Below are 12,003 nucleotides of genomic sequence, written 5' to 3'. Positions count from 1 at the left end.
TTATTGATAATGCACTACGGGTACTTTCTATAAATTTTAACTATATGACTTTAGTTCAGCTGGAATATATTATTGCCGTAGATACTTATAGAAGCTTTGTAAGTGCCGCAGAAAAATGCTTTGTTACACAGCCAACTTTAAGTATGCAAGTACAAAAGCTGGAAGAGTTTCTTAATGTAAAGATATTCGATAGAAGTAAACAACCGGTTATACCAACCGAAATAGGCGCTCAAATTATAGAACAGGCTCGCCTAGTATTGCAAGAAAGCAGCAAAATCAAAGAAATAATTAACAATCAGCAAAAAGAGATAACCGGCGAATTAAAAATTGGGATTATTCCTACCATTGCCCCCTATTTACTACCAGATGTCATTGCTGCGATGTTGGCCAAATATCCAGAATTAAAGTTGCTAATTTGGGAATATACTACCGAAGACATTATTCATAACCTAAAAACCGGGGTAATTGATTGTGGTATTTTAGCGACACCCTTGGCCGATAAAAACATTAACGAACTGCCCTTATACTACGAAACTTTTGTAGGTTATGTAAGTAAAAATAGCAACCTGTACAAAAAGAAAACAATAAACGCCGAAGACTTCGAAGACGAGAATATTTGGTTGCTTAACGAAGGCCATTGCATGCGTTCGCAAGTGCTCAATATTTGCAGATCAACCAAAAACAACCGGTTACAGGCATTAACCTACAATACAGGCAGCGTAGAAACACTTATCAGAATGGTAGATGTGAATGATGGCACAACCCTATTGCCTGCGCTTTCTCTACATGATTTGAACACAAAACAACTGAATAAAGTGCGTTACTTTAAATCGCCAGAGCCCGTACGCGAAATAAGTTTGGTAACTCATAAAAACTTTGTAAAAAAGAAAATGCTAAATGCCCTAAAAGATGAAATTTTGGCACTTATTCCAAAAGAGATGAAAAACCCGAAGAAAAAGGATGTGGTGGGGATATAAAGTGCTATAAATCAAAGTCTAAAACTAATTCGTTGTATTTTTATTTTTAACAAAACTCGTAATAACTGAGGATATTAATAGTCTTAACTAAAAATCACCCTTTTCGGGTGGTTCGCTGAAAAATAAAATAACCTTATTTTGAGGAGGCATGTTAATTAAGCTATTTTCCATCTTTGTAAGAAACTTACTTTTCTTACTTCTTTTACCTCAGGCTCTTCTTTGGGCTCAAAACTATAATTTTACCAATTATAATCTAAAAGAAGGCTTACCGCAATCGCAAGTGAGCGTTATTTTTCAGGCCAGTAACCGCTTATTATGGTTAGGAACTAACGGAGGGCTAAGTTGTTTCGATGGAAACACCTTTACATCGTACAGCAAAGCAGACGGGCTGCTATCAAACAACATTAACTGCATTACCGAAGACGCTCAACACCGAATAATTATAGGTTCTAACAACGGGATTAATGTTGTAGAAAAGGGCCTTGTAAAAAAAATAGCGGCTAATCGGCCCATTACAAACTTGCACAGGGCATTAGACGGTACCATTTGGGGAATAAGCGATAGAAAACTGTTCCGCTTGCGCAATAACAAAATGGAGTTTCAAGACCCAGAGTATGATAGTGCAACAACTATTAATGTCGATAGCAAAGGTAATTTGTACGTTGCCCTTAGAGGGCTAGGTGTTTTGGTGTTAAAAGGAGAAAAATGGAAAAAATATATTGACTTTCCAAAGGAAATTTCTGACAACTATGTGGTGAAGCTACTTTTCGACAAGAAAAACCAACAGCGGCTTTATATTATTACCCTGCGCAAGGGAATCTTTATATATGAAAACGGTCGTTTAATTCCGTTTTATAGCAATACAGCAATTGAGGCGTATTTTGATGCCGATATAGACGCCAACCAAAACATTTGGATAGCGACCATGAAAGGGGCTTATTTACTAGCACCAGATAAAAGTTTAATTGTTTTTAACTCTCAAAACGGACTTACCGACAACAGAATTGCAGCCGTTTTTAATGATGCCGAAAACAACATTTGGATATCTAGCTTTACCGATGGGATTTTTAAGTTTGATGGCAATGCTTTTATCAAATACGATAGGTATAAGGGCCGACATATTGGCTTTCCTATTAGCGGTTTAGCAGTAGATAAACATCAAAACCTATGGGTATCTACCTTTAACAATGGTGTTTTTAAGTTCGATGGCAATGTTATTACGCAGCCCGATTCATCGTTATTTAGCAACAAAAACATTTACCTTTTAGGATCCGATAACGACCAAAACATTATTGTATCGTTACAAAACCAAGGCTTGTGGAAACACGACGGTAAAAGATTTGCACAAGTACCTTTTACAGAAGGCATAAATATAAGTGCATTTGTACAAGATACAGCAGGTGCCTTTTACCTTGGCGAAATGACCTCGATCATTTACCTAAAAAACCATATGTTTGAAAAAATCAGTGGTTTTAAAGGCTGGGTTTCGTGCCTGTACAATTATGCAAAAGACAGCATTTTATTAGGCACGTCTTCTGGAGCATACCTCATCAAAGACAAAAAGATACAGTACCAATTTAATATCCCGGCACTTAATGATATGTATGTGCTGTGCATCATAAAACAAGAAAACCATATTCTTTTTTCCACCTTGGGCGATGGCATTATCAGTTATAATACCAAAACCAAGAAAACAGCTAAAATTACTACCTTAAAAGGACTTAACTCAAACGATGTATATAGCTTGCTGTTTGATAAAAAAGGCTTTTTATGGGCCAGCACCGGACGCGGCATCAACAAATTAAAACCAAACAGAAATACAGGCGAATATGAAGTTATTACCAAGAACTCGCCAATTGTAGAGTGTAACCAAAATGCCCTTGTAAAATATGGCGACGATATTATTGTAGGAACAACAAGCGGCGTAATGCTATGCAATACCGCCCAGATACAGCAAAAAAACAATGCTCCATTTGTATTTCTACAAAAAATCAATGCCTATCATAAAACCAATAAAGAAAAAGACACTTCTTTTTATATCAACGAAAGTGCACAAGGGCCATTACAACTCAACTTTAACCAAAACCACGTATCTATAAGCTATAAGGGCATTTCGCTCAACAATCCACAAAACATCAACTATCGGTATAAACTAATTGGCCTAGATAACGAATTTAGCAAACCCATAACAAGTACAGAAGTAGAATATTCTGTTTTAAAGCCTGGCAGCTATACATTTCAGGTATATGCCGAAGTTAGTGGACAAAAATCGGCAGTACACCAATTTAGTTTCGTTATTGTTCCGCCGTTTTACGATATGTGGTGGTTTAAATTACTTGTCATAGCCTTATTTATCTTTTTGCTATGGGCAATTATTTACAGCATCTTTAAAAAGCGGGAACAGAAAAAGAAACAGATTGAACAAATTAAATTACAAGAACAGGCAAAAATTAGAAAGCAAACCGCAGAAGATTTTCATGATGATATTGGGAACAAGCTAACGAGAATAAATGTACTTTCAGAAATTTTAGATAAAAAGATAAACGAGCAACAAGCCGATCAAAAGAAGCTGATTAGAATGATCAAAGAAAATGCTGGTTTTCTTTACACAGGCACAAAAGATGTGCTGTGGGCATTAGACCCAAAAAGCGATAACTTTTATGAAATTATGCAACACATCCGCGATTTTGGTATAGATCTTTTCCAAGATACAACGGTTAGCTTTCAAATGGAAGATGTGCAGGAGCAATATAGACAACGGCACATGTCTATGGAACAAAATAGAAACCTAACATTAATTTTTAAAGAAATCCTCACTAATATCTTAAAACATGCCCATGCCAATAAAGTAACTATTAGTGTTTTTGAAGAAGCGAATAAGACAATTAAAATCCAAGTTATAGACGATGGGATAGGTTTCGATTTAAATGAGATAAAGCAAGGCCAAGGACTAGAAAACATAAAGACTAGATGTAAGCGTATAAATGCAGGCCTCGTTATAAAAAGCGGTATTAAAAACGGCACCTCTATAGTAATTTCTGGTATAAAATCATTACAAAAATGAGTAACAATTTAAGAATCGTAATTATTGAAGATGATGAAATCTTAAGAAAGGGTTATGAGCTACTGCTTTCGGATGTAGAAGACTTTTCTATAGTTAACTCGTATGGCTCTTACGATTTGGCAAAAAAACAATTAAAAGAAGACGCTCCACAGGTAATACTATTAGACATTAATATGCCGGGAACAAGCGGATTACAAGCAATTCCCGAAATAAAAAAAATGCTCTCCAATACCCACATCGTTATACTAACCGTTTTCGATTCGGCAGAAACCGTTTTCGAAGCTTTAAATATGGGAGCTGATGGCTATTTGACCAAAAACGCTAGTTCAGAGAAAATTATTGAAGCAATTAGAGATGTGTGTAATGGCGGAGGGGTAATGAGCATAAACGTAGCAAGAATTGTAATGCACTCTTTTCAAAAGAACTTAAATTCGCCGCTTACCAAAAGAGAAACCGAGATCTTAAAGCGTATTGCCGCCGGGCAAACCAAAACACAAATAGCAGATGAGCTATTTATTGATCAAAATACCGTACGCAGCCACGTAAAGAATATTTACATTAAACTAGACGTAAATTCTAAATCAGAAGCCATAAAAACCGCCACAAAAAACAGGTTTATCTAATAGAGTATGCTAAAATCACCCAAAAGGGGTGATATATCACGTTCTTTCTGCAGCTAATTTTATATCACACAAATTAGCAACAGGGATGAGCGAGACTATTACAGACTGCTTATATGTTAAAATAGGCAGTTTAACGCAAGCAATTATATTTTTCCGTGATTTTTTAGGAATGGAGGTTGAGCTTTTAGACCAAACAACCTGTATCGCTAGTAAACCAGATGATGGAATGACCATTGTCCTATCGGAAGAAACCTGCCCTAGCCAAACCAATCAAATACAAATAAACACCGAAGATTGCATTGAGCAATACTGCTTGCTTAAATCAAAAGGAGTGCTTTTTAAGCAAGCTCCTACCTATTTTACAGAAGGATTAATGGCCGAGTTTACCGATGGTTTTGGCAATCATTTTTTCTTATTAGAATCCCGCATGTATAACGAATAATAATAAAATGAGATACATAAGAGAGTTGAGCAATCATAATAGAATTATTAGCGAACATACATGCAAGTCGTTTTACAGGCCTGCAGATAGCGAAGCCTATACCATTAAATTTGTTTTTTCTGGGGTAGAAAATTGTACTATTAACAAAAGAAATATCAGCATATTTCCAGATAGTTTCGCCGTACTTAACGTAGGAACGCAATACAAAAGCAGCATAGATTCAATTACGCCAGTTAATACACTTTCGTTGTCTTTTAACGCAAGCTTTGTAAGAGATTTTAATAGCACTTGCCATCTAACCGACGATAGTTTGCTTGATGGAAAATTGCAGGATAGCCCTCTTTTTTTAGAAACGTTGTACCCTTTTGTGGGAGATATGAAATACACAATCCTACACTTGAAAAACCAGATAGACAAAGGCCTTGATAATGAAATGTTAATTAACGAATACTTGCACCACAGTCTCTTAAATTATTACAGCATTTATCAGAAAGAAGTAGTTCAAAAAATTAGCCGGCTTAGTTTTATTAAAACTAAAACCAGAGAGGAAATAATTAAACGTTTAGTATTGGCTAAGGAGTTTATCAACAGTAGTTATAACGAAAACGTATCATTAGACGCAATTTCTGCTTACTGTTGCTTATCTGTTAATCATTTGCTTAGAACTTTTAAAGAGGCCTATGGCATTAGCCCTTATCAATATTTAATGCAGTTGCGTCTTAACAGGGCAAAACATCTTTTAAAAACAACCGATTATCCGCTTAGCGAAGTTGTTGGCTTAGTTGGCTTCGAGAATACCAGTTCATTCATTAGGCTGTTTAAACACACCACGCAAATGACCCCATCAAAATTTAGGAAAGAGCAGTGCGCTTAAAAGCGAAAAACAAAAAGGTGTTTTGTGCATATTTTTTAAAATAATGCCACCATACCTTTGAGATAGGTAAAACGGACAAATTTTGTAGAAGGAATTTAGCCGTTAGTTAATAATTAATTAAAAAGCAAACACCAGGATTGGCAGTTTGCTTTTTGCTTTTTTACCCAGTCTTCAAAAATATCACCCCTTTTAAACTAAAAAGGTGTTTTTCGCATATTTTCTCGAATCGTCTTATTCTTTCTTTGTGTTAGATGGCTTTATGGTTTTTGCCATAAAGCCCATAAAAGCTTATTAATTAACTAACTATTAAATTATGAAACAAAAATTACTATTATTAGTGATTACCGTTTTGTCTTATTTTGCAGTACAGGCACAAAATAGAACCATAACGGGCAAAGTTTTAGATGCTACAGATGGCTTGCCATTACCTGGAGTCTCTATCAAAGCAAAAGGAGCATCTCAATTTGCACAAACCACAAATCAGGGTACATTTACCATTACGGTACCAACAAGCGTAAAAAGCTTGGTATTTAGCTTTATTGGCTACAAGGAGCAAGAAGTTAGAATTACAGGAAACAGCATAAATATAAGCTTAGCATCAGAAGCCAAAAGTTTAGCTGAAGTGGTAGTTGTTGCCTACGGTCAATCTACCAAAGAAGCTGTTACCGGATCGGTAGCAACCTTGGGAGCCAAAGACATTGAGAAGCGACCTGTAACAAACGCTTTTGCTGTATTAGAAGGAGCTTCTCCGGGCATACAGGTAAACAACACAGCAGGGCAACCTGGTTCAGAACCCAGTGTACGTATCCGTGGATTTTCATCTTTATCAGATAACAGCCCATTATATGTGATAGACGGGGTACCGTTTGGAGGTAATGTGTCAGACATCAACCCCAACGATATTCAAAGTGTCTCCGTGCTTAAAGACGCGTCAGCTTCTTCTTTATATGGCAATAGAGCTTCTAACGGGGTAATTATTATTACTACCAAAAGCGGAGTAAAAGGTACAGGGAATTTAAATGTAAGTTCAAATCAGGGTTTTTACAGTAGAGGTATTGATGAGTATGAGAAATTAAACCCAAAACAATATATGGAAGCCATGTGGATGGGTTTTAAGAACAACTTAATGTCAACCAACCCTACAACATACCCTACTGAAGCAGCCGCTGGCGCCAGAGCAACAAGCAATTTGATATCCGATTATTTAAAACTCAATATCTTTAATAAACCGAGCAATCAGCTATTTGATGCGAATGGAAAAATGGTAGCAGATGCCTCAATTTTACCAGGTTATGTTGATGATTTAGATTGGTTTATTTTTGAAAGAACAGGCCATCGCCAAGATTATAACTTAAATGCCAGTACCGCTACTGATAAAAGCCGCTTATTCTTTTCAACAGGCTATCTTAATGAAAAAGGGTACATGAAAATGTCTGATTATAGCCGTTTTACTGGTCGTGTAAATGGAGAGTTTACTCCTAAAACTTGGCTTAAGGCTGGATTTAACCTCTCTGGCTCACACCAAAAATCAAATTTTTTATCTGCAACAACAGGTAGTGCGGGGTCTTTCATTAACCCCTATAATTATGCTAGAAATATAGCACCTATATATCCAGTACATTTACATAATCTTACAACAGGCGAGTATATATTGGACGCTGATGGACAAAAAATTTATGACGATGGGGTTTTATCGCGTAACCAATATGCTGGCCGCCATACCATTTGGGAAAATGAGCTTGACAAGAATTTCGATTTTAGAAATACCCTAAACGGACAAGGCTATGTTGATGTAAAATTTTTAAAAGATTTTACTTTTACAGTAAAAGGCGACTTAAACGTAAGAAACACCGAAGAGCATGTTTACGACAATGCTATAATTGGCGATGGTGCCGGCGTAAAGGGCCGTGCATACAGAACCCTTTATCGTTACAAAAACTCTACTGCACAACAATTGCTAAATTGGAACAAATCTTTTGGGCAGCATAATATTGATGTTTTGGCTGGACACGAAAACTTTTTCTACAATTACAACTATATAGCCGGCGCTAAAAATACTGAAACATTTGCCGGAAAAACAGAATGGATTAACTTCACCAATATTGCTTCCCTTACAGATTATCAGGTAGATTATCGTACCGAAGGATTTTTTAGCAGGGCACGTTACAATTACAACAACAAATATTACGCAGATGCCTCATTTAGAAGAGATGGGACCTCTAGATTTTCACGTGCTTCTCGCTGGGGTAATTTCTGGTCTGTTGGAGGTTCGTGGATTATTTCTAAAGAAGATTTCCTAAATCCCTTAGCAAATAGTATTAATAGCCTAAAATTGAGAGCATCTTATGGCGAGGTGGGTAATGATGCAGCAGCTGGTTACTATGCTTATATGGCTTTATATACTTTAAGGCAAAATGCAAATCAATCGGCACTAACGATTGGCCAAAACCCTAATGAAAATTTAATATGGGAAACCTCTTCTTCTTCAAACGTGGCTTTAGAAGGCCGTTTATTTAAAAGAGCAAACTTTGTTTTAGAATATTTCGATAAACGTTCGCAAAACCTATTGTTTGATGTGAGTTTACCATTCTCTGCCGGAGGCACAGCTACAACTTCGGCACAAGCGGTAATTACTAAAAACATTGGCTCCATCTCTAATAAAGGGCTAGAGTTTACCTTTGATATAGATGTTATAAAGAACAGTACTTGGGGGTGGAACGTAGGTGCTAATGCCACATGGATGAAGAATAAAATATTGAAACTTCCAGAAGAAAACAGACAAAATGGTATTGTATCTGGCCTGTTTAAAAGAATGGAAGGAAGAAGTATTTACGAATTTTGGACTTATCAATTCGTAGGTGTTGACCAAATGACAGGTAATTCTTTATACTTACCAGATACTGAAAACTATAACGTTAACGGCTCTGCTCCTAGTAAAGGCGTTATTCCCGCACAAAATTTGGTAGAAATAAATGGACAGTACTACACCAATTACAACACTTATGCAAAGAGAGATTTTAGTGGAAGCGCTATTCCAAAAATGTTCGGAAGTTTTTCTACTCTCTTAAATTATAAAGATTTCTCATTGTCTGGTTTATTTACTTATGCTGTGGGCGGCAAAACTTACGATTACTCTTACCAAGATTTGATATCGATGTCGGGAGCAGTAAGCACCTTACATCGTGATGTATTAAAATCATGGAATGGTGTACCTAATGGCATGACTGCAACCTCTCCTAACCGTATTGATCCTAACGGAACACCTATTCTTGATTTTTCTAGAAACGACAGAACAAACGGAACTTCAACTAGATTTTTGCAAGACGGATCGTACCTCGTGGTTAAAAATATAGCCTTGGGTTATAAGTTACCAAAATCATTATTAAGCAGGTTGGATTTAAATTCGCTAAGTGTTAATGTGGCAGTAGAGAACTTGGCTACTTTCACCAAGTTAAAGGGCATGAACCCACAACAGGCATTTAATGGCGTACATGATAACGCTTACGTTACGCCTCGCACAGTATCTTTTGGAATTAACATTGGCTTATAAAAAAAGAATTAAACATGAAAAATTTAAAATATAACCTATTGGTGTTTGCATTGGTGCTAATAACGGCATCTTGTAAAAAAGAATATTTAGATACCGCCCCTACCAATGCAACAGGTTCAAAAACAGTTTTTGAAACAACCCAAAACGCGGCTTACGCGGTTAATGGCATTGCTAAACTGATGTCTAGTCAATACCTGCAAAGTCAAGGGTTTAATGGCGAAGGCACCATTAAAATGTGGTATGGTAATTATCCGGGCAACCACTTTGTTGTTGATCTTTCGGGATGGGCACCAATTATTAATAGCGAATTTAACGAAAGTGTTAACAGCGCATATTTATATTATCCTTGGTATTACTATTACATGCTAATTGGCAATGCCAATGCCATTATCTTAAACGTTGATGGCGCAACAGGGCCAGAAGCAGATAAACAATGGATTAAGGCACAAGCATTAACCTATAGGGCTTATGCCTACACCATGTTGGCTCAGCTTTATTGCAACAGATGGGCCGATTCTAACAATGGAGCAGCAGCTGGGCTGGTATTGCGTAAAGATCTTTCTACAGGAGATTTGGCAAGATCTACTATGTTAGAAACCTATAATTCTATTTACGACGATTTGAATAAAGCCCTTGCTTTATACGCCTCTTCTGGTAAAACCAGAACTGCCTCTTATCAAATGAACAGCAACGTGGCTTACGCAATTTACGCTAGGGCTGCGCTAAACAGACAAGATTACCCAACAGCCGAAACCAATGCGGTAAAAGCTAGAACTGGTTTTCCTTTAATGACAGTAGCAGAATATAATGCTGGTTTTTCTAATCCTAATCAAGAATGGATATGGAGTACCTATGGCGCTTCTGACGAGAATATCCAATTCTATTCTTATTTCGCTTACATAGCTTATAACTCTAGTGCGGGCGCTGTAAGATCTACACCAAAATGTATCAGTAGAGAGCTCTATAACTCCATACCAGCAACCGATATTAGGAGAAATTTGTTTTTAGATCCAACGGGATATACTTATAATACCTCTACCGGAAGAGCTGCTGCTGCTGATGGTACTTTGCGTAACCGAGCTTTTGCGGTTCGTCCTTTAATTAGGAGTGATGCTACCCCTTACGCCTATATGCAATTTAAAATTTCTGCAAATGATTTACCTGGTGTAGGCCACATGAACAACTTTAGATCTTCGGAAATGTATTTTATTGAAGCTGAAGCTAAATATTTCCAGAACAAGCCGGCAACAGATGTACAAAATCTGTTAATTGCACTAACCAAAACTAGCGGAAGAGACCCTTCATACACCTCTACTCAAACTGGACCCGCTTTATTGGCCGAAATTAAAAAATATCGTGCTATAGAGCTCTGGGGCGAAGGTTTCGACTGGTTTGATGCCAAACGCTGGGGAGATAACATTTCTAGAAAAACCTATGCCGATGGAGGAAATTTTATTACTGCTTTAGCTAAAACCTTTACGCCTGCCGAAAACAATAAATGGACTTGGAAACTTCCATTAAAAGAAACTGATTTCAATAAATTAGCCTTTTAATTTTAGTTTCCGGCAATACAAAGAAAAACATCGCAGCCAAAAACTGCGATGTTTTTCTTTGTAATAAAAAAGCTATCATTTCTGTTACTCAGTACTATAGGTGTTTTTTGCATATTGTTTAAATAAATTTAAGCCGAGCTTTAATCATAAAACATACAAGAATTATGAAACTTAAAGTTCTAGCGATTTTAATACTAGGTACTACAATCGCAAACACAGCCTTTGCCAACAGAAAACCTAAAAACAACAGTAATTACCAAGAAGTGGTAAATGGGTTTATGCACAGTTTTTTAAATAATGATTCTCAAGAATTAAAGAGGGTATTAAGCGAAGATGCACAATACTCGTTCAATAGAGATGTTAGGGTGCTAAAATACAGCGCTACTGCCATTATTAACGAAATGAAGAAAAACGAAGGAGTAAAACAACAAGGTTGTCGTATTAATTCGAAAATTATTAGCACTACAGATGCAATAGTGATGGCACAAGTAAATATTGCATACGAAGATATCGATAATAGACAAATAAACTATTTGGTATTGGAAAAAGATAAAAATGGAGATTGGAAGATTACCAACGTGTACAAATTTTATTTAGACGGTAAAAACAAACCTGACGAAAAGAAAAATATTACTGTTTAGCCCTAAATAAACCTCGTAAGCCTTGAAGGCTTACGAGGTTTGATATTTAGAGGTATTATAAACGAAATCATAAAAAAGCTCTTACTAAAATGAACAAAAAAATCAGGATAATCTATTTATTCATACTCTCACTTTTTTTAACAACAACAATATCTTGCCAAAAAGATCATTTTGATATGAAATCATTGCGTCAAAAGACTATTAATATCGAAAAAAATGAATTGATTGGATGGCTAAATCTTCACCAACGAATTCTTACTAACCTGAACTCGATTAATA

The 12,003-nt window shown here is 36.3% G+C and carries 9 protein-coding genes; all 9 read left to right on the top strand.

Features of this window, described 5'->3' with window-relative positions; all coding sequences use genetic code 11:
* Positions 1 to 44 precede the first annotated feature (44 nt).
* Positions 45 to 977 carry a hydrogen peroxide-inducible genes activator gene (locus B3I52_RS13605; protein ID WP_293302187.1) on the top strand — a complete coding sequence of 311 codons (933 nt, stop codon included), beginning with the start codon at positions 45 to 47 and terminating at the stop codon, positions 975 to 977.
* A gap of 148 nt (positions 978 to 1,125) precedes the next feature.
* Positions 1,126 to 4,041, top strand: coding sequence for a ligand-binding sensor domain-containing protein (locus tag B3I52_RS13600; RefSeq protein ID WP_293302157.1), 2,916 nt, complete (start codon positions 1,126 to 1,128; stop codon positions 4,039 to 4,041).
* On the top strand, positions 4,038 to 4,664 hold the full coding sequence (locus tag B3I52_RS13595) for a response regulator (RefSeq protein WP_293302156.1): 627 nt from the start codon (positions 4,038 to 4,040) through the stop codon (positions 4,662 to 4,664). The genes B3I52_RS13600 and B3I52_RS13595 overlap by 4 nt, the downstream gene beginning before the upstream one ends.
* An 85-nt stretch (positions 4,665 to 4,749) precedes the next feature.
* Positions 4,750 to 5,106 (top strand): hypothetical protein, encoded by a 357-nt coding sequence (locus B3I52_RS13590; RefSeq protein WP_293302154.1) that lies wholly within the window; start codon positions 4,750 to 4,752, stop codon positions 5,104 to 5,106.
* A gap of 7 nt (positions 5,107 to 5,113) precedes the next feature.
* Positions 5,114 to 5,980 carry a helix-turn-helix domain-containing protein gene (locus B3I52_RS13585; protein WP_293302151.1) on the top strand — a complete coding sequence of 289 codons (867 nt, stop codon included), beginning with the start codon at positions 5,114 to 5,116 and terminating at the stop codon, positions 5,978 to 5,980.
* A 313-nt stretch (positions 5,981 to 6,293) separates the two neighbouring features.
* Positions 6,294 to 9,530 (top strand): SusC/RagA family TonB-linked outer membrane protein, encoded by a 3,237-nt coding sequence (locus B3I52_RS13580; protein WP_293302149.1) that lies wholly within the window; start codon positions 6,294 to 6,296, stop codon positions 9,528 to 9,530.
* A 14-nt stretch (positions 9,531 to 9,544) separates the two neighbouring features.
* Positions 9,545 to 11,083 (top strand): RagB/SusD family nutrient uptake outer membrane protein, encoded by a 1,539-nt coding sequence (locus tag B3I52_RS13575; protein ID WP_293302146.1) that lies wholly within the window; start codon positions 9,545 to 9,547, stop codon positions 11,081 to 11,083.
* 164 nt (positions 11,084 to 11,247) lie between these two features.
* Complete coding sequence (locus B3I52_RS13570; protein WP_293302142.1) at positions 11,248 to 11,724, top strand: nuclear transport factor 2 family protein; 477 nt, start codon at positions 11,248 to 11,250, stop codon at positions 11,722 to 11,724.
* Positions 11,725 to 11,813: 89 nt separating this feature from the next.
* On the top strand, positions 11,814 to 12,003 hold a 190-nt coding region (locus B3I52_RS13565), incomplete at its 3' end, for a hypothetical protein (RefSeq protein WP_293302139.1).

Source organism: Pedobacter sp. UBA4863, from assembly GCF_002399615.1.
Taxonomy (GTDB): Bacteria; Bacteroidota; Bacteroidia; order Sphingobacteriales; family Sphingobacteriaceae; genus Pedobacter.
This window is presented reverse-complemented; position numbering and strand designations above follow the sequence as displayed.

Bases quoted from the DNA above. Each gene is read 5' to 3' on its own strand.
- B3I52_RS13575 (WP_293302146.1), top strand. From the start codon at position 9,545: ATGAAAAATTTAAAATATAACCTATTGGTGTTTGCATTGGTGCTAATA.
- B3I52_RS13600 (WP_293302157.1), top strand. From the start codon at position 1,126: ATGTTAATTAAGCTATTTTCCATCTTTGTAAGAAACTTACTTTTCTTA.
- B3I52_RS13580 (WP_293302149.1), top strand. From the start codon at position 6,294: ATGAAACAAAAATTACTATTATTAGTGATTACCGTTTTGTCTTATTTT.
- B3I52_RS13585 (WP_293302151.1), top strand. From the start codon at position 5,114: ATGAGATACATAAGAGAGTTGAGCAATCATAATAGAATTATTAGCGAA.
- B3I52_RS13590 (WP_293302154.1), top strand. From the start codon at position 4,750: ATGAGCGAGACTATTACAGACTGCTTATATGTTAAAATAGGCAGTTTA.
- B3I52_RS13605 (WP_293302187.1), top strand. From the start codon at position 45: ATGACTTTAGTTCAGCTGGAATATATTATTGCCGTAGATACTTATAGA.
- B3I52_RS13595 (WP_293302156.1), top strand. From the start codon at position 4,038: ATGAGTAACAATTTAAGAATCGTAATTATTGAAGATGATGAAATCTTA.
- B3I52_RS13570 (WP_293302142.1), top strand. From the start codon at position 11,248: ATGAAACTTAAAGTTCTAGCGATTTTAATACTAGGTACTACAATCGCA.